Consider the following 18,248-nt stretch of genomic DNA (forward strand, 5'->3'; position numbering starts at 1 on the left):
TTTTTTGTCTGCCGGAAAAAAATCGGCGCCTTTTTCGCACGGTCGTGCTAAATTTGCCTCATGACCGCCAAAACCGAGAAAAGCGAACTGACCTTCGCGGCCATCGTCGACGCCGCGCTGGACATGGCCGCCGCGCAGGGCCTAGAAAGCCTGTCGCTGGGCCAGGTCGCCCGGCGCCTGGGCATCAGCAAGAGCGGCGTGTTCTCGCGCGTGGGCTCGCTCGAGGCCCTGCAGCAGGCGGTGCTGGACGAGTACGACCGGCGCTTCGTGGCCGCGGTCTTCACCCCCGCGATGGCCTACGCCCGCGGCCTGCCGCGGCTCAACGCCCTGGTGTCGCTGTGGATAGACCGCGCCAGCAACGTCGAAATGCTGACCGGCTGCATCTACGTGGCCGGGGCCTTCGAGTACGACGACGTCGAATCGCCGCTGCGCAGCGTGCTGGAGCACAATCTGCGGCGCTGGCGCGCGGCCATGGTCCGCACCGTGAACCAGGCGCTGGAAGCCGGCCACCTGCGCCCGGACACCGACCCCGAACAGCTGGTGTTCGAGGTCTACAGCCTGATGATCGGCCTGATGCACGACGCGCGCTTCCTGCGCGACCCCAAGGCCCACGACCGCGTGCGGGCCGCCTATGAACGCCTGATTTCCACCTACCGCAGCTTCAAGTACATCGGATAGCGCCGCCCGGACGCACCGGCGCGGCGCTTTGCTTACGCTCAATTTCGCACGGTCGTGCGAAACACTCGGGAGCCTTACATGTGGATATTGATCGCCCTCATCGCGCTGGCCGCCGGCCTGCGTCTCTGGCTGCTATGGCGCGCCCTGCTGCGGCAACTGCCCGACCGCCCCGAGCATCTGGTACTTTTCTAGATTGCCATGGCCGTCCCGTTCTATATTTTCGGTTCGCCCCTACCGAACGTCGTCATGCCGCGCTCCTGCCATCTATTGATCATCGACCCGCAGAACGACTTCTGCGACCTGCCTCCCGCCTACCTGCCCACCGATCCGCTGACGGGCGCCGCGCTTGCGCCGGCCCTGCCGGTCGCCGGCGCGCACCAGGACATGCTGCGGCTGGCGCGCTTCATCGACGCCGCCGCCCCCGCCCTGACCGCCATCACCGTCACGCTGGATTCCCACCACCGGCTCGATATCGCCCACCCGACGTTCTGGTGCACCGGCGACGGCCAGCCGGTGGCGCCGTTCACGCCGATCACCGCGGCCCAGGTGCGCGCCGGCGCGTTCCGCCCGCGCCATGCCGACGACCTGCCGCGCACCCTGTCCTACCTGGACGAACTGGAGGCGCGCGGCCGCTACACGCTGATGGTCTGGCCCGTGCACTGCGAGATCGGCACGTGGGGCCACAACGTGCATGCGGACGTGCGCGCCGCCTACAGCCGCTGGGAAGACGAGCGCCAGTTCATCGTGCGCAAGGTCCCCAAGGGCGTGAATCCCTGGACCGAGCACTACAGCGCGCTGATGGCCGAAGTGCCCGACGCTGACGATCCCCGCAGCCAGCTCAACCGCGGCCTGCTCGACGCGCTGGACCGCGCCGAGATCATCCTGGTCGCCGGCGAAGCCGGCAGCCACTGCGTCAAGGCCACCGTCGAACACCTGGCCGAGCACCTGCCCGGCCGCGAGCTGTCGCGGCTGGTGCTGTTGACCGACTGCATGAGCCCCGTGGCCGGCTTCGCCGACGCGCAGGCGGCGTTCCAGCAGCGCATGCGGGACCTGGGCGTGCAGCAGCGCACCAGCGTCGACATGGCGCGCGCCCTGCTTGTGGAGTAGGGGGTGGGCGGCGCCGATGGGTTGCGCGCGTTCGAAATATGAGTTTTTGCTCAGAAAATCTCGCGCTACACCCATCCTACGGTCTCACCACCGTAGGATGGGTGTAGCGCGAGACATTCGGAATGAGAAACCAACCGGCAAGCGCGCGCAACCCATCGGGCGCCACAAACTAGACCGCGCCCTCGCATTGCACGTACAGCGCGCCGATCGCCTCGCACAGGGCGGCGGGCTGCTGAAACAGGCGCGACACCAGGATGCAGCCCTGCACCGTGGCGAATACCGCGCGGCCGGCCGCCTCGGGGGTGCCGGAAAACTTCATCGTGCCTTGCGCCGCGCCTTCGGCCAGCACGCGCGCCAGCCAGGCTTCGTGCGCCCGGAAGAAACCCTGCAAGGCGCCGCGCACCCGTTCCGGCAGGGAATTGACCTCGGCGGCCAGCATGCCGCCCAGGCACAGTTCGCCCGAACCGCAGGAACGCGATTCCATCAGCGACAGGTATTGGTCGAGCTGCGCCCGCGCGGGCTGCGCGGTGTCGATGCTGCGCACGGCGCCGAGCGCGCGCGCGCTGTAGGCTTCGACGGCTTCGTACAGCAGGTCGTCCTTGCCCGGAAAGTAATAGTGGATGCTGGACGTCTTCACGCCCACGTGCTCGGCCAGGTCGCGGTAACTGAAGCCGTTGCATCCGCGCGTGCGAATCAGCTTCTCGGCGTGGGCCAGTAGCAGTTCGCGAGTGGTGCTGGGGGTCGGAGTGTCCATGGCTGAATATTACCTACTAATAGGTCGATTCGTCATCGATGCGGCGGATTACGCCGCGGTAACGCCCGCGCGGGCCCCGGCCGGAAGATTACCGCTTCCCGGGGCCCGCATGCGTCGGCATCACGCTCAGCCTTGCACGGGCGGATAGTCCAGCTCGCCGCTGTCGGTCAGGCCATGGGCGCGGGCGGCAGCCAGTTCCTGCTGCACCTGGGCGCGGGTCTTGTCGGCGCTGGCGGCGTAAGTCGTGGCGGCATAGCCTTCTTCGCCGAACTCCAGCTGGCCGGCGGCGCGGGCGGCGGCCAATTCCTGCTGCACCTGGGCGCGCGTCAGTGTGCTTTCGGTGTTCAGCGGCGGGGGATAGTCCAGCTCGCCGGCATGGGCGGCGCCGATGAAGGAAGCGGACAGGATCAAGGCGGATACGAGGGTCTTCATGGTCGGGCTCCTAATGGATCGGTACGGCGATAGCGGTGTGAATGACGCTATCTATGTATAGATAGATGACTGGGGAAAAAACTCAGCCCTGCACCGGCGGGTAGGCCAGTTCGGCGCTGTCGGTCAGGCCTTGCGCGCGGGCGGCGGCCAGTTCCTGCTGCACCTGGGCGCGGGTCTTGTCGGCGCGGGCGGCGTAAGTCGTGGCGGCATAGCCTTCTTCGCCGAACGCGAGCTCGCCATTGGCGCGGGCGGCGGCCAGCTCCTGCTGCACCTGGGCGCGCGTCAGCGTGCTTTCCGTGTTCAGGGCGGGCGGATAGTCCAGTTCGCCGGCCTGGGCGGCGCCGATGAAGGAAGCGGACAGGATCAGGGCGGATACGAGGGTCTTCATGGTCAATCTCCGGATAAGGATGGTGTTGCTGTTCAAACAAACTATCTACTTATAGGTAGATAACTGGGTAAATAAAAAAGACGGACTACTGTATTTCTGGTTTCGACGGCGGCGGATTCGGTTGGTGTGCTGCGTCGATGGATGAATCTTATCTACTACTAGGTAGATAGCGCCAGCGGTTTTGTGAAACTGAATATTTCACGCCCCCGCCAACAAACAAAAAGCCCGCGCCCCCAAGGGGACGCGGGCCTGTACCCGCCGTGAATTCACCCGGCTTAGAACGGAATATCGTCGTCCATGTCCGCCAGGTTGGCGCCGCTGCTGGCCGGGGCCGCCGCGGGGGCCGGGCGCTGCTGGGGCGCCGGGCGTTGCGCCGGGGCGCGCTGCTGGCGCGGGGCCTCGTCGAAGCCGCCGCCACCGCCGTAGCTGGCGCCGCCGCCGCTGCTGTCGTCGCGTCCGCCCAGCATCTGCATCTGGTCGGCGACGATTTCGGTGCTGTAGCGGTCAGCGCCGGTTTCCTTGTCCTGCCACTTGCGGGTCTTGAGGCGGCCTTCGATGTAGACCGAGCGGCCTTTTTTCAGGTATTCGCCGGCGATTTCGGCCAGGCGGTTGTACATGACCACGCGGTGCCATTCCGTTTCTTCGCGGCGCTCGCCGGAAGCCTTGTCTTTCCAGGTGGAGGTGGTGGCAATGGACATATTGCAGATTGCCGCCCCGTCGGGGCTGTAGCGGACTTCCGGGTCGCGTCCCAGATTGCCCACGAGTATGACTTTGTTAACCGATGCCATGCCGTTGTCCCTCTGTTGTTGACAGCCTGCGCCTGTGCGTTGCCGCGGACGCGCCGGCAACAACATAAAAGCGATGTTGAAGACCGGCTTCATGAAACACGCCGGTCATCATTACGATGACCGGCGACGCCGGGTGAAGCCCTTGGATTGGTATGTATTATCGACGAAAAGAGTCCGGCGCGCCAAACGGAAATAGTGACAAAACCGTCCCCGTTGCTTCGGGATTTGCCCGCTGTTGGACGCCGTTCGGCGCGAGATCCGTGACTTTGCCGCCCACCAGGGTTTACGCCAGGGGCCGCAGCGCCCAGGTGACCGCCAGCCACAGCGCCGACAGCACGGCCGCGGCGATGAACACCGCGCTGGCCCCGGAATGCGCGGCCAGCCAGCCGCCCAGCGCGCCGCCGGCGAACAGGCCCGCGGCCTGGGCGGTGTTGTAGAAGCCCAGCGCCAGGCCCTTGTAGGCCTGCGGCGCCACGCGCGACACCAGCGAGGGCTGCAGGGCCTCCAGCACGTTGAACGCCACGAAAAAGCCCGTCAGCGCGATCGCCAGGGTATAGAAGCCGTGACTGGCGGCCGGCAGCAGCGCGCACACCACGATCAGCCCCGCCACCGACGCGCGCAGCGCGCCGCGGTGGGCGCGGCGTTTTTCGGCGACGAACACCACCGGCACCATCAGCACGAAGGACACCAGGATCACCGGCAGATAGACCTTCCACAGGTCGCGCGCGTCCAGTCCACCCACCTTGGCCAGCAGCGCCGGCACCACCACGAACAGCGACACCTGGATCAGGTGCAGCACGAACACGCCGAAGTTCAGGCGCAACAGGTCGCGGTGGGTCAGGACCTCGCGCGGCCTGGCCGCCTGCATGCTGCGGGCCTGCGTGCGCGGCACCACCGGCACGACGAAGCGCGCCACGGCCACACAGACGACGCCCAGGCAGGCGATGGTCCAGAACAGGCCCGACAGGCCCCACCAGCCCACCAGCACGGGCGAGAGCACCAGCGACACGGCGAAGGACAGGCCGATCGACCCGCCCACCATGGCCATGGCGCGCGTGCGCACCTCGTCGCGGGTGGCGTCCGCCAGCCAGGCGGTGACCGCCGCGGAGATCGCGCCGGCGCCCTGGATGGCGCGGCCGATGGTGATCCAGTAGACGTCCGGGGCCTGCGCGCAGACGACGCTGCCGATCACGAACAGCAGCAGGCCGAACAGGACCACCGGACGCCGCCCCCAGCGGTCGGACGCCAGGCCGAACGGGATCTGCATGAACGCCTGGGTCAGGCCGTACATGCCCAGCGCCAGGCCGACGCGGGCCGGGTCGTCGCCGCCCGGCATGCCGCTGGCGGCCACGGCGAACACGGGCAGCAACAGGAACAAGCCCAGCATCCGCGCGGCGAACAGGCCCGCCAGCGCCACGCTGGCGCGGCGCTCGGACGGGGTCAATTTCAGTTTTTTATCTGCCGGCATGCGGAAATTTCAACAATGACTGGGGCTATGCGCGCGCGTGGGAGTCATACGCTCACGGTCTGATTTGGCGGTGCGGCGCCGGCCCCGGGGCCTGCGAGGGCGGGAGGACTGCCCGGAACGCGAGGGGGGCCGGCGCGCTATAGTACCAAGTTGGCCTTTGAAACCGCTTAAGAGCCCGATGGACGCGATACGCATTCGGGGTGCCCGCACCCACAATCTCAAGAACGTCTCGCTGGACCTGCCGCGCCACAAACTGGTGGTCGTGACCGGCTTGTCCGGCTCGGGCAAGTCTTCCCTGGCGTTCGACACCCTGTACGCCGAGGGCCAGCGGCGCTACGTGGAGAGCCTGTCCGCCTACGCCCGCCAGTTCCTGCAGCTGATGGACAAGCCGGACGTGGACCTGATCGAGGGGTTGTCGCCGGCCATCTCGATCGAGCAGAAGGCCGCCGGGCACAACCCCCGCTCCACCGTCGGCACCATCACCGAAATCCACGACTACCTGCGCCTGCTGTACGCGCGGGTCGGCACGCCCTATTGCCCGGACCACGGCCTGCCGCTGCAGGCGCAAAGCGTCAGCCAGATGGTGGACGCGGCGCTGGCCTGGGCGCCCGAGACCCGGCTGGCGGTGCTGGCGCCGATCGCACGCGGCAAGAAAGGCAGTTTCGAGGACGAATGCGCCAGCCTGCAGGCGCAGGGCTATGTGCGCCTGCGCGTCGACGGCCAGATGATGGAAATCGACGGCATGGCGCCGCTGAAGAAGACCGAGAAGCACGATATCGACGTCGTCATCGACCGCCTGCGCATCCGGCCCGAAAGCAAGCAGCGCCTGGCCGAGAGCTTCGAGACCGCCCTGCAGCTGGCCGACGGCCGCGCGCTGGCGCTGGACATGGACGGCGGGCGCGAACAGGTCTTCTCCAGCCGCTACGCCTGCCCGGTTTGCAGCCACAGCCTGCCCGAGCTGGAGCCGCGCCTGTTCAGCTTCAACAATCCCATGGGCGCCTGCCCCAGTTGCGACGGCATCGGCCAGGTCGGCTTCTTCGACCCCAAGCGCGTGGTCGCCTTCCCCGAACTGAGCCTGGCCGCCGGCGCCATCCGTGGCTGGGACCGCCGCAACGCGTTCACGCACTCGCTTTTGACCAGCCTGGCGGCGCACTACGAATTCGACATCGAAACGCCCTTCGAGGAGCTGCCCGAGGCGCTGCGCGACAAGGTGCTGTACGGCTCGGGCGACGAGGAAATCTCGTTTCTCTACCTCAACGAGAAAGGCCGCAGCACGGTCAAGCGCCACACGTTCGAGGGCGTGATCCCGAACCTGGAACGCCGCTGGCGCGAGACCGATTCGGCCACCGTGCGCGAGGAGCTGGGCAAGTACCGCAACATCAAGACCTGCCCGGACTGCGCCGGCTCGCGCCTGCGCCCCGAGGCGCGCAACGTGCTGATCGGCCAGGACCCGCGCGGCGGCGAGCGCCACGGCCAGGCCATCTACGAGGTCGAGGCCATGCCGCTGTCGACCTGCCTGGCGTGGTTCCGCGCGCTCAGCCTGACCGGCGCCAAGCAGGAGATCGCGCAGCGCATCGTGCGCGAGATCGAGGCGCGCCTGAGCTTTCTGAACAACGTGGGCCTGAACTACCTGTCGCTGGACCGCAGCGCCGACACCATCTCGGGCGGCGAGGCGCAGCGCATCCGCCTGGCCAGCCAGATCGGCTCGGGCCTGACCGGCGTGATGTACGTGCTGGACGAGCCCTCCATCGGCCTGCACCAGCGCGACAACGACCGCCTCATCGGCACCCTGCAGCACCTGCGCGACCTCGGCAACAGCGTCATCGTGGTCGAGCACGACGAGGACATGATCCGCATGGCCGACTGGGTCGTGGACATGGGCCCGGGCGCCGGCGAGCACGGCGGCGAAGTGGTGGCCCAGGGCGACCCCGACACGGTGCAGCGCGACCCGGCCTCGCTGACCGGCCAGTACCTCAGCGGCGCGCGCGCCATCGCGATTCCCGAGCGCCGCCCGGTCGGCGACGACCAGCCCTGGCTGGTGCTGTCGGGCGCCACCGGCAACAACCTGAAGAACGTGGACCTGCGCATCCCGGCGGGCCGCCTGGTCTGCGTGACCGGGGTTTCCGGATCGGGCAAGTCCACCCTGGTCAACGACACGCTGGCCGTCGCCGTCTCGCGCCAGCTGCACCACGCGCAAAGCGAGCCCGCCCCCTACGCCTCGATGCAGGGGCTGGAGAATTTCGACAAGATCATCAGCGTGGACCAGAGCCCCATCGGGCGCACGCCGCGCAGCAACCCGGCCACCTACACGGGCCTGTTCACGCCCATCCGCGAGCTTTTCGCCGGCGTGCCCGAGGCGCGCACCCGCGGCTACGATCCGGGGCGCTTCAGCTTCAACGTCAAGGGCGGGCGCTGCGAGGCCTGCCAGGGCGACGGCGTGGTCAAGGTAGAGATGCACTTCCTGCCGGACATGTACGTGCCCTGCGACGTCTGCCACGGCAAGCGCTACAACCGCGAGACGCTGGAGATCCGCTACCGCGGCCGCAACATCAGCGAGGTGCTGGACCTGACGGTGGAGCAGGCGCTCGAATACTTCGAGTCCGTGCCGGCCATCGCGCGCAAGCTGCACACGCTGATCGACGTGGGCCTGTCCTACATCCGGCTGGGCCAGAGCGCCACCACCCTGTCCGGCGGCGAGGCGCAGCGCGTGAAGCTGTCGCAAGAACTGTCGCGCCGCAGCACCGGCCGCACGCTGTACATCCTGGACGAGCCCACCACGGGCTTGCATTTCCGCGATATCGAGCTACTTTTGCAGGTGCTGAACCAGCTGGTCGACAGCGGCAACACGGTGCTCATCATCGAGCACAACCTGGACGTCATCAAGACGGCCGACTGGATCGTCGACATGGGCCCCGAGGGCGGCGACGGCGGCGGCCGCGTGGTCGCCCAGGGCACGCCCGAGGAGGTCGCCGCCACCGAGGCCAGCCACACCGGCCAGTACCTGGGCAAGCTGCTGCGCCGCACCGCGCAACAATCGTGACCACTCTCAACCCATAAGGGGACCCGCGGCATGTACACCCTGATCATCGCCAACAAGAACTACTCTTCCTGGTCCATGCGGCCGTGGATCGCGCTGCGCGCCGCCGGCATCCCCTTCGAAGAGCAGAAGCTCGCCTTGTTCTCCGAGGCGTTCGCGCAACGCCTGGGCGCGCTCACGCCGGCGGGCCTGGTGCCCGTGCTGCTGGACGGCGACTTCGCGGTCTGGGATTCGCTGGCCATCTGCGAGTACGCGGCGGAACGCCATCCCGAGGCGCAGCTGTGGCCGCAGGACGCGCGCGCCCGCGCGCGGGCGCGCTCGCTGTCCGCCCAGATGCACAGCGGCTTCGGCGCGCTGCGCCAGGCGCTGCCGATGAACATCGAAGCCCATCTGCCCGGCATCGACCTGCCCGAGGCCGCGCGCCAGGACATCGCCCGCGTGCAGGCCCTCTGGCAGGACACCCGCGCCGAATTCGGCCGTGGCGGGCCGTTCCTGTTCGGCGCGTTCTCCATCGCCGACGCCTTTTTCGCGCCCGTGGTGTCGCGCTTCACCACCTACGGCATCGCAGCCGCCGGCCCGGTGCGCGACTACATGGACGCCGTGCTGGCCCTGCCCGCCATGCAGTCGTGGATGCAGGAAGCCCGCGCCGAAGCCACCTTCGTGCCCGAGGACGAGCCGTACCGCAAGCACCGGTGATACGCCGTCACGACATTTCGAACAAACGCCGGTGCTCCCGGATCGCGTAGCGATCCGTCATGCCGGCGATGTAGTCGGCGATGGCGCGGGGCTGCTGGTCCGGCGCCGGGCGGCGGTAGTCGGGCGGCAGCAGGCGCGGATCTTCCAGGAAGGCGACGAACAGTTCGCGCACGATGCGGCGCGCCTTGGTGGTCATGCGCAGCACGCGGTAGTGGCGGTACAGGTTGTCGAACAGGAATTTCTTCAGCTGATCGGCCTCGCGCCGGATTTCTTCGGAAAAGCTCGCCAGCGGCGGGGCGCGGCGCACGTCGTCGGCGCTGGCTGGCGCGTATTCGCGGATGCGCGCCAGCGAGGTGCGCGTCAGGTCGACGATCAGCGTGTTGATCATCCGCCGTATGGTTTCGGCCACCGCGCGGCGCGGCGCCAGGCCGGGATAGCGCAGCAGCACGTGGGCGTGGTGGCGCTCGAAGATCGACACCTCCTGCAGCTGCTCCAGCGTGATCAGGCCGGAACGCAGGCCGTCGTCGATGTCGTGGTTGTTGTAGGCGATCTCGTCGGCCAGATTGGCCAGCTGCGCTTCCAGCGAGGGCTGGGTGCGGTTGAGAAAGCGCTCGCCCACTTCGCCCAGCTGGCGCGCGTGAGCCGCCGAGCAATGCTTCAAGATGCCCTCGCGCGTTTCGAAGCACAGGTTCAGGCCGTTGAAGTCCGCATAGCGTTCCTCCAGCTCGTCCACCACGCGCAGGCTCTGCAGGTTGTGCTCGAAGCCGCCGGCCTCGGGCGCCAGTTCGCGCATGCAGGCGTTCAGCTCGTCCTGGCCGGCATGGCCGAAAGGCGTATGGCCCAGGTCGTGGGCCAGCGAGATGGCTTCGGTCAGGTCTTCCGACAGGCCCAGGCTGCGGGCCAGGGTGCGCGCGATCTGCGCGACTTCCAGGCTGTGCGTCAGCCGGGTGCGGAACAGGTCGCCTTCGTGGTTGACGAAGACCTGGGTCTTGTACTCCAGGCGCCGGAAAGCGCCCGAATGCACGATGCGGTCGCGGTCGCGCTGGAATTCGGTTCGGTTTTCCGGCGGCGGCTCGGCATAGGTCCGTCCGCGCGATTGAGACGGGTGGGATGCATAGGAAGCCAGTTCTTTCATCTGCAACACCGCCCTCCTCGCGGTTATTGGGTGGTGCGGGCCAGCACGGCGCGCACGGCATCGTCGGGCGCCGCCTGGATGACGGCCGCGCCGATGCGGTTCATGAGCACGTAGCGGATCGAGCCGCCCTCGGTTTTCTTGTCCACCTGCATGAGTTCCAGCCACCGGTCCGCGCCCAGGTCCGGCGCCACGGCCGGGCAGCCGATGGCGGCCACCAGGGCGCGCACGCGGGCCACGTCGTCGCGGTCGAACCCGGCCACGTCGGCGGAAAGCTCGGCGGCCTGCACCATGCCGCAGCCCACCGCCTCGCCGTGCAGCCAGGCGCCGTAGCCCAGCCCCGATTCGATGGCGTGGCCGAAGGTGTGGCCCAGGTTCAGGATGGCGCGCAGCCCGGATTCGCGTTCGTCCTTGCCCACCACCTGCGCCTTCAGCTCGCAGGAGCGGCGGATGGCGTAGGCGATGGCGTCCGGGTCCAGCGCGCGCAGCTTCTGCACGTTTTCCTCGCACCAGGCCCAGAAGCCGGCGTCCAGGATCAGCCCGTACTTGATGACTTCGGCCAGGCCCGCCGATACCTCGCGCGCCGGCAGCGTGCCCAGCACGTCGGTGTCGATCTCGACGGCGATCGGCTGGTAGAAGGCGCCGATCATGTTCTTGCCCAGCGGATGGTTGACGGCGGTCTTGCCGCCGACCGAGGAGTCCACCTGGGCCAGCAGCGTCGTGGGCACCTGCAGGAAGCGCACGCCGCGCATGTAGACCGCGGCGGCAAAGCCGGTCATGTCGCCGATCACGCCGCCGCCCAGCGCCACCAGCACGCAGCGCCGGTCCAGGCGCTGCGCCAGCAGCGCGTCGAAGATCAGGTTCAGCGACTGCCAGTCCTTGTAGGCCTCGCCGTCGGGCAGCTCGATGCGCAGCACCCGCTTGCCGCTGCGGGCCAGCGCGGCTTCGGCGCGCTCGCCGTACAGGGCGGCCACGGTGGGATTGGTCACCACGGCGATGGCGGTGGCGTCGGCCGGAATGCACTGGTCCAGGGCGTCCAGGCGGCCCGGGCCGATATGGATGGGATAGCTCCCGCCCGGGGTTTCGACGTCGACTACGTTCATATGCGCTTCTCGAAGGCTTGCAGTTGGGGCAGCAGGGCCTTGACCAGGGTGTGGACGGGCATGGTGCCGGTTTCCACGACCATGTCGGCCACTTCTTTGTAAAGGGGTTCGCGCAGCGTCATCAGCTCGCGCAGGGTGCCGCGCGGGTCGGCGGTGGCCAGCAGCGGACGGTTGCGGTCGCGGCAGGTGCGGCGGAACAGTTCGTCCACGCTGGCCCGCAGATAGACCACGATGCCGCGCTCGTGCAGGCGCTGGCGGTTTTCCGCCGCCAGGATGGCGCCGCCGCCGGTGGCGAGAATAATGTTGCGCCGTTGGGTACACTCTTCCAAGGCGGCAGCTTCCCGGCGACGGAAACCGGCTTCGCCTTCGATTTCGAAGATTACCGGCACCCGCACGCCGCAACGCGCCTCGAGCTCATGATCCAGATCCACAAACTCGCGCCCCAGCGCACGCGCCAGGCCACGGCCGATGGTGGTCTTGCCCGCGCCCATCATGCCCACCAGGAAGACGGGCAGATCGTGCGGCAGCGACGCGGTCGCGCCTGCGCACTCCGCGGCACAAGGCGGATTTTCGGGCGTCTCGCCGGGGGACGCCGGGTCCGGGGCAGCCTCCGGACATGAGATAGCGGAAACGTTCATGCCGGCATTATCACATTGCCCGCAAGTTGCCCGCGCACCACACTGCACAATCTTGTTACAGAAACCGGTCCCCCGCGCTAAGCCCCGACCGGAGATACCCGTAAAATCGCCGCGATGAGCAAGCCCCAGAATTCCTCCAAGAAAGACAAGCCCTCCAAGAGCGGCTCCCCGATACTGCGATTCTTCGTCAAGACCGGCATCTTCTGTGCCGGCCTGTTCCTGTGCGGCGTGCTGCTGGCGGGAATGGCGCTGGCGCTGGCCTGGCCCAACCTGCCCGACCTGCACGCCATGACGGACTATCGCCCGCGGGTGCCGCTGCGCGTCTACACGGCGGACAAGGTGCTGATCGGCGAATTCGGCGAAGAGCGCCGCAACGTGCTGCGCTTCAACGAGATTCCCGACGTCATGAAATCCGCGGTGCTGGCCGCCGAGGACGACCGCTTCTACCAGCACGGCGGCATCGACTGGGCCGGCGTGGTGCGCGCGGGCCTGACCAACCTGATCAACATGTCGAAGACGCAGGGCGCCAGCACCATCACCATGCAGGTGGCGCGCAACTTCTACCTGACGTCGGAAAAGACCTACTCGCGCAAGTTCTACGAGCTGCTGCTGACCTTCAAGATCGAATCCGAGCTCAGCAAGGACCAGATCCTGGAGCTCTACATGAACCAGATCTACCTGGGCCACCGCGCCTACGGCTTCGCCGCCGCCTCGCGCACCTATTTCGGCAAGCCCCTGTCCGAGGTGACCCCGGCCGAGGCCGCCATGCTGGCCGGCATCCCCAAGGCGCCTTCGCGCTTCAACCCGATCGCCAACCGCCCCCGCGCCGAACTGCGCCAGCGCTACGTGCTGAGCCGCATGCATTCGCTGGGCTACCTGACCGAGCCTGAATACAAGCAGGCCCTGGCCCAGCCCATCGTCATGAAGTCGGCCGAAGGCACGCCGGCCGGCGGCTATTCCATCCATGGCGAATACGTGGCCGAGCTGGCGCGCCAGCTGCTGTACAACGTGTACCAGGACAACGTTTATTCGCGCGGCATCAATATCTACACCACGGTGCACTCCAAGGACCAGGAAGCCGCCTACCGCGCCGTGCGCGAAGGCGTGCTGCAATACACCCGCCGCGCGCCCTACCCCGGTCCCGAAGAGCAGCTCGAACTGCCGGCCGGCGTCGAAAACAACCCGCAGGCGCTGGACGATTTCCTGGACGGCGTGTTCGACAAGTTCAGCGACAGCGGCGACCTGCTGACCGCGGTGGTGCTGTCGGCCAGCCCCACCGAAGTGAAACTGGCGCGCAGCTCGCGCGAGATCATCACGGTCACCGACAAGAAGGTGCTGGGCGTGGTGGCGCGCGCGCTCAACGACAAGGCCAAGCCCGAGCAGCGCATCAAGCGCGGCTCGGTGGTCTATATCCGCAAGTTCGGCGACAACTGGGAAATCATCAACCTGCCTTCGGTGCAGGCGGCCTTCGTGGCGCTGGCGCCGCAGGACGGCGCCATCCGCGCCATGGTGGGCGGCTTCGATTTCTACCGCGGCAACTTCAACCGCGTGACCCAGGCCTGGCGCCAGCCCGGCTCGAACATCAAGCCGTTCATCTACGCCGCCTCGCTGGAGCGCGGCCTGACCCCGGGCACGCAGATCTCCGACCAGCCCTTCATGCTGACCGCCGAGCAGACCGGCTCCAAGGCCTGGAACCCGAAGAACTACGGCAACCAGTACGAGCCCATGCTGACCCTGCGCCAGGGCCTGTACAAATCCAAGAACATGGTGTCGATCCGTATCCTGCAGGCCATCGGCCCGCAATACGCGCAGGACTACCTGACCCGCTTCGGCTTCGACAAGGCCCGCCAGCCGGCCGTGCTGCCCCTGGCCCTGGGCGCGGGCTCGGTCACGCCGCTGCAGCTGGCCGGCGCGTTCTCGGTGTTCGCCAACGGCGGCTACCGCGTCACGCCCTACCTGATCGACCGCGTCACCGACAGCAGCGGCAAGGTCATCATGCAGGCCAAGCCGGTCGTGGCCGGCGACGAGCAGGCCCGCGCCATCGACCCGCGCACCGCCTGGGTCATGGACGACATCCTGCGCGGCGTGGCCACCTACGGCACCGCCGCCCGCGCCCGCGCGCTGCTCAAGCGCAGCGACATCGCCGGCAAGACCGGCACCACCAACGAATCCGTGGACGCCTGGTTCTCGGGCTACACCCCCTCGCTGGTCGCCACCGCGTGGCTGGGCTTCGACCAGCCCAAGTCGCTGGGCTCGCGCGAAACCGGCGGCGGCGTGGCCATGCCGATCTGGGTCGACTACATGCAGGACGTGCTCAAGGGCGTGCCCGAAGAGAAGCCGCGCCCCCGCCCCGATGGCCTGCTGGTGGAAAACGGCGAGTTCTATTTCTCCGAATTCCCGCCGGGCCAGGCCGTCGCGCGCCTGGGCCTGCCCGAGGCCGACACGCTGGGCGAGTTCCTCAACGGCCTGAACGGCAGCACCAACGAGGACACCCGCATCAAGGTCGCGCCGGGCGTCGGCTCCCAGAAGCCCGCCCCCTGGTCGCAACAGATCCAGTTCTGATCGCGCAAATGCAAAAACCGGCCCGAGGGGCCGGTTTTTTTTAAAGGATGGACCACAAGATCTGTGCCCGTAGGATGGGTGCAGCGCGAGACCGTCTACGCAAAAACTCGACCGTCGAACGCGCGGAACCCATCGGGCGGCGCCAGCCGCCCCCGCCGCGCAGGGATTACCCGCCTACAGCCGTATCGTCACCGGCACGCCGGCAGCCGCGGAACAGATTTGCGACAAAGCATCCGGCAATTGCGGCCCGCCTCGGGTATCGTTCCAGTGCAGGCCGTCGTAACGGTAGTGGAAGCCGCCGCTGCGCGCGGCGACCCACAGCTCCTGCATGGCGGCCTGGCTGTTCACCACGACGTGGGTGTTGTCCTCGAAAACCATGGTCAGCACATTGCCGCTGCGGCTGGTTTCGACATCGACGTCGAGCGAAGCCGCCCAGTCATCGGCCTGGCTTTCGATGCTGTCCAGCACCTGGTCGATCAACGCAAGAAATTCGGTTTCGGTCATAATCGAGCCTGCAAGAATTACGGAGTTCCCAGTGTTCCAATTGGCATTCAGCCGCATGGCTCTTCGCATTGTAGCCACGCTCGTGACGACCGGCATGCTGGCGGCCTGCGGGTACAAGGGGCCGTTGTACATGCCGACTCCCGACGGCAAGCCGCCGCGCGACTCCCAGCCGCAACCCTCGGTGCCGATCCCGCCGGCGCCCCCCGTGCTATGACCGCCCGGTTTCCAGCGCAACCGGAACTGGCGGGCCATCCGTACTTCCAGTTCCGCAACAACGTCCTCTACGCCGAGGACGTGCCGCTGGATCACCTGGCCGAGCGGCTGGGCACCCCGTTGTACGTTTATTCGCGCGCCGCGCTCAAGGCCGCCTGGCAGGCCTACCACAGCGCCGTCGGGCAGCGCCCGGTGCTGGTCTGCTACGGCATGAAGGCCAATTCCAACCTGGCCGTGCTCAAGGAATTCGCGCGCCTGGGCGCGGGCTTCGACATCGTCTCGGGCGGCGAGCTCAAGCGCGCCCTGGCGGTCGGCGCCGATCCGGCCCGCATCGTGTTTTCGGGCGTGGGCAAGCAGGCCTGGGAGATGCGCGACGCGCTGGCGGCCGGGGTCAAGTGCTTCAATGTCGAATCCGAGGCCGAGCTGCGCCTGCTGTCGCAGGTCGCCCAGGACATGGGCGCGCGCGCGCCGGTTTCGCTGCGGGTCAATCCCGACGTGGACGCGCAGACCCACCCGTACATCTCCACCGGCCTGAAAGAAAACAAGTTCGGCATCGCCATCGAATCGGCGCTGGCGGTGTATCGCAGCGCGCAGGCGCTGCCCGCGCTGGAAATCGTGGGCGTGGACTGCCATATCGGCTCGCAGCTGACCGAGATCGGCCCCTACCTGGACGCGCTGGACAAGCTGCTGGACCTGATCGACCGGCTGGCGCAGGCCGGCATCGCGATCCGGCACCTGGACCTGGGCGGCGGGCTGGGCATCCGCTACGCGGATGAAACCCCGCCCTCGCCGCGCGCCCTGCTCGACCCCGTCTTCGAACGCCTGCAGGCCCGCGGCCTGGGCCATCTGCACCTGGTGCTGGAGCCCGGCCGCTCGCTGGTCGGCAACGCCGGCGTGCTGCTGACGACGGTGCAATACCTGAAGCATGCCGAGGCGCGCAATTTCGCCATCGTCGACGCCGCCATGAACGACCTGCTGCGTCCGGCGCTGTACGACGCCTTCCACGGCGTGCGCCCGGTGCATCCGCGCGCCGGCGAAGCAACCCTCTACGACATCGTGGGCCCGGTCTGCGAAAGCGCCGACTGGCTGGCCAGGCAGCGCAAGCTCGCGATCGAGGCCGGCGACCTGCTGGCGGTGGAATCCGCCGGCGCCTACAGCATGGCCATGGCCAGCAACTACAACACCCGCCCGCGCGCGGCCGAGGTCATGGTCGACGGCGACCAGTACTACGTGGTGCGCCGGCGCGAAACGCTGGACGACCTGCTACGCGGGGAATCGACGCTGTAGGATGGGTGCAGCGCCAGAGTCCTTAAGCAAGAACCCCAACGTTCACCGCGCGGAACCCATCAGGCGGCGCAAGCCGCCGATTTTCGTGGCAGGCGCAAATGCCGGCACCCGTCAAAGCTCCCCGTACGAGTGCAGCCCCGACAAGAACATGTTCACCCCCAGGAACGCGAACCCGGTGATCAGCAGCCCCATCAGCGCCCAGTAGGCCGCCATGGTGCCGCGCAGGCCCTTGATCAGGCGCATGTGCAGCCAGGCCGCGTAGTTGAGCCAGACGATCAGCGCCCAGGTCTCCTTGGGGTCCCACTGCCAGTATGCGCCCCAGGCGTCGGCCGCCCACAGCGCGCCCAGGATGGTGGCGACGGTGAAGAACGCGAAGCCGATGGCGATGGCGCGATACATGATGTCGTCCAGCACCTCCAGCGACGGCAGCACCGCGGCGATGCGGCGGCGGCCCAGCAGGATGGCGCCCACGATCACCGCGCCCACGCCGAAATACAGCATCCAGGTGGCCGACAGGCCATCGGTGCGGAACACCATGGGCTCGGCCGCCAGCAGCACGCCCAGCACGAACAGCGGCGCCAGCTTGGCCCAGGACGTGGTCTGCCCGTGCTGCTTGACCAGGTAGGCGAAGCCCACCATGGCGGCCAGCGAGAACGTGCCGTAGCCGATGAAGTTGGCCGGCACGTGCAGCTTCATCCACCAGCTCTTCAAGGCCGGCACCAGCGGCTGGATCTGCCCGGCGTCGCGCGTGAACGAATACCACAGCAGGAACACGGCGGCCGAGGTCACCACCAGCAGCACGAAGCCGCCCAGCGCGCGCGTGGCGTACTTGCGTTCGTAATACAGGTAGAACAGCGCCGTGATCAGCGCGAACAGCACGAAGACTTCGTACAGGTTGCTGACCGGGATGTGGCCCAGGTCCGGGCCCATCAGGTGACCCTCGCGCCAGCGCACCAGCAGGCCGGTCACGCCGGCGAACACCGCGCCCCAGGTCAGGGCCGTGCCGAGCCAGGCGGCGGTGGGGCTGAACACCCCGATCCAGTAGCACACCGTGGCCAGCGCGAACAGCGCGCACATCCACAGAATGGCGGATTGCGAAGAGAACAGGTATTTCAGGAAGAACACCTGCTCGGCGCGGGCCAGGTCGTTGCCGTACAGCATCAGGGCCAGCCCGGCGGCGATGGCACAGGCCACCATCAGCCGGCGCAGCGGACGCCACAGCCAGCCCATCCAGGCCAGCACCGGCACCGTGCCGCACAGGATGATCTTCTCGTAGTAGTCCATCGCGCCGCTGTAGCGGGTCAGCGCGAAGGCCGCCCCCGCCGACAGCAGCAGGAAGAAGACGATGTCGGTCCAGTCGGGCCGGCCGCGCCGCGCGCGGCTGTCGCCGGTTTCGGACAGCTGGTCCTGCCAGAGCAGGTCCGGCGGCGTGGAATGGGTGGTGGTCGTCGTGGACATAGG

General features: G+C 67.8%; 17 protein-coding genes. 7 read left to right on the top strand and 10 right to left on the bottom strand.

Features of this window, described 5'->3' with window-relative positions:
- Positions 1-60 precede the first annotated feature (60 nt).
- Both A6B37_RS22315 and A6B37_RS22320 read left to right on the top strand, forming a co-directional pair.
- Positions 61-678 carry a TetR/AcrR family transcriptional regulator gene (locus A6B37_RS22315; RefSeq protein ID WP_102775066.1) on the top strand — a complete coding sequence of 206 codons (618 nt, stop codon included), beginning with the start codon at positions 61-63 and terminating at the stop codon, positions 676-678.
- A 246-nt stretch (positions 679-924) separates the two neighbouring features.
- Positions 925-1,785, top strand: a complete 861-nt coding sequence (locus A6B37_RS22320; protein WP_102775371.1) for a cysteine hydrolase — start codon at positions 925-927, stop codon at positions 1,783-1,785.
- 169 nt (positions 1,786-1,954) lie between these two features.
- On the opposite strand, the gene A6B37_RS22325 is transcribed toward A6B37_RS22320, so the two are convergent.
- The 5 genes from A6B37_RS22325 to A6B37_RS22345 all read right to left on the bottom strand — a co-directional run bounded on the left by A6B37_RS22325 (position 1,955) and on the right by A6B37_RS22345 (position 5,615).
- Positions 1,955-2,539, bottom strand: coding sequence for a TetR/AcrR family transcriptional regulator (locus A6B37_RS22325; protein WP_102775063.1), 585 nt, complete (start codon positions 2,537-2,539; stop codon positions 1,955-1,957).
- A 126-nt stretch (positions 2,540-2,665) separates the two neighbouring features.
- On the bottom strand, positions 2,666-2,971 hold the full coding sequence (locus A6B37_RS22330) for a DUF4148 domain-containing protein (protein ID WP_102775062.1): 306 nt from the start codon (positions 2,969-2,971) through the stop codon (positions 2,666-2,668).
- A gap of 82 nt (positions 2,972-3,053) precedes the next feature.
- A complete protein-coding gene (locus A6B37_RS22335; protein ID WP_111826946.1) occupies positions 3,054-3,359 on the bottom strand; it encodes a DUF4148 domain-containing protein in 306 nt (101 codons plus the stop codon).
- A 275-nt stretch (positions 3,360-3,634) separates the two neighbouring features.
- Positions 3,635-4,147, bottom strand: coding sequence for a single-stranded DNA-binding protein (gene ssb / locus A6B37_RS22340; RefSeq protein WP_102775061.1), 513 nt, complete (start codon positions 4,145-4,147; stop codon positions 3,635-3,637).
- Positions 4,148-4,430: 283 nt separating this feature from the next.
- Entirely contained in the window at positions 4,431-5,615 is a 1,185-nt protein-coding gene (locus tag A6B37_RS22345) for an MFS transporter (protein WP_111826947.1), read from the bottom strand.
- Positions 5,616-5,793: 178 nt separating this feature from the next.
- Here A6B37_RS22345 and uvrA point away from each other — a divergent pair, with 178 nt between their 5' ends.
- Both uvrA and A6B37_RS22355 read left to right on the top strand, forming a co-directional pair.
- On the top strand, positions 5,794-8,655 hold the full coding sequence (gene uvrA, locus A6B37_RS22350) for an excinuclease ABC subunit UvrA (protein WP_102775059.1): 2,862 nt from the start codon (positions 5,794-5,796) through the stop codon (positions 8,653-8,655).
- 30 nt (positions 8,656-8,685) lie between these two features.
- Entirely contained in the window at positions 8,686-9,348 is a 663-nt protein-coding gene (locus tag A6B37_RS22355) for a glutathione S-transferase family protein (RefSeq protein WP_111826948.1), read from the top strand.
- Between the two features lie 7 nt (positions 9,349-9,355).
- On the opposite strand, the gene A6B37_RS22360 is transcribed toward A6B37_RS22355, so the two are convergent.
- The 3 genes from A6B37_RS22360 to A6B37_RS22370 are packed head-to-tail and all read right to left on the bottom strand — an operon-like array spanning position 9,356 to position 12,077.
- The gene (locus A6B37_RS22360; RefSeq protein WP_102775370.1) at positions 9,356-10,483 is read right to left on the bottom strand and encodes a deoxyguanosinetriphosphate triphosphohydrolase; all 1,128 of its coding nucleotides are present in this window, start codon (positions 10,481-10,483) and stop codon (positions 9,356-9,358) included.
- A gap of 23 nt (positions 10,484-10,506) precedes the next feature.
- A complete protein-coding gene (gene aroB / locus A6B37_RS22365; RefSeq protein ID WP_102775057.1) occupies positions 10,507-11,583 on the bottom strand; it encodes a 3-dehydroquinate synthase in 1,077 nt (358 codons plus the stop codon).
- The gene (locus tag A6B37_RS22370; RefSeq protein ID WP_246842543.1) at positions 11,580-12,077 is read right to left on the bottom strand and encodes a shikimate kinase; all 498 of its coding nucleotides are present in this window, start codon (positions 12,075-12,077) and stop codon (positions 11,580-11,582) included. The genes aroB and A6B37_RS22370 overlap by 4 nt, the downstream gene beginning before the upstream one ends.
- Positions 12,078-12,335: 258 nt before the next feature.
- On the opposite strand from A6B37_RS22370, the gene A6B37_RS22375 reads away from it, so the two are divergent.
- Positions 12,336-14,783: a PBP1A family penicillin-binding protein gene (locus tag A6B37_RS22375; RefSeq protein WP_102775056.1), complete on the top strand. Its 2,448-nt coding sequence runs from the start codon at positions 12,336-12,338 to the stop codon at positions 14,781-14,783.
- 174 nt (positions 14,784-14,957) lie between these two features.
- Here A6B37_RS22375 and cyaY read toward each other — a convergent pair whose 3' ends face one another.
- On the bottom strand, positions 14,958-15,287 hold the full coding sequence (gene cyaY, locus A6B37_RS22380) for an iron donor protein CyaY (protein WP_043541608.1): 330 nt from the start codon (positions 15,285-15,287) through the stop codon (positions 14,958-14,960).
- A 55-nt stretch (positions 15,288-15,342) separates the two neighbouring features.
- Between cyaY and A6B37_RS22385 the strand changes: the two genes are divergently transcribed.
- The gene (locus A6B37_RS22385) at positions 15,343-15,501 is read left to right on the top strand and encodes a lipoprotein (RefSeq protein WP_280638477.1); all 159 of its coding nucleotides are present in this window, start codon (positions 15,343-15,345) and stop codon (positions 15,499-15,501) included.
- Positions 15,498-16,787, top strand: a complete 1,290-nt coding sequence (gene lysA / locus A6B37_RS22390; protein WP_102775054.1) for a diaminopimelate decarboxylase — start codon at positions 15,498-15,500, stop codon at positions 16,785-16,787. The genes A6B37_RS22385 and lysA overlap by 4 nt, the downstream gene beginning before the upstream one ends.
- A 111-nt stretch (positions 16,788-16,898) precedes the next feature.
- Here lysA and ccsB read toward each other — a convergent pair whose 3' ends face one another.
- Positions 16,899-18,245 (bottom strand): c-type cytochrome biogenesis protein CcsB, encoded by a 1,347-nt coding sequence (ccsB, locus tag A6B37_RS22395; RefSeq protein ID WP_168202286.1) that lies wholly within the window; start codon positions 18,243-18,245, stop codon positions 16,899-16,901.
- Positions 18,246-18,248: the final 3 nt, after the last annotated feature.

The organism is Achromobacter sp. HZ01, assembly GCF_003267925.1.
GTDB lineage: Bacteria > Pseudomonadota > Gammaproteobacteria > Burkholderiales > Burkholderiaceae_B > Achromobacter > Achromobacter pulmonis_A.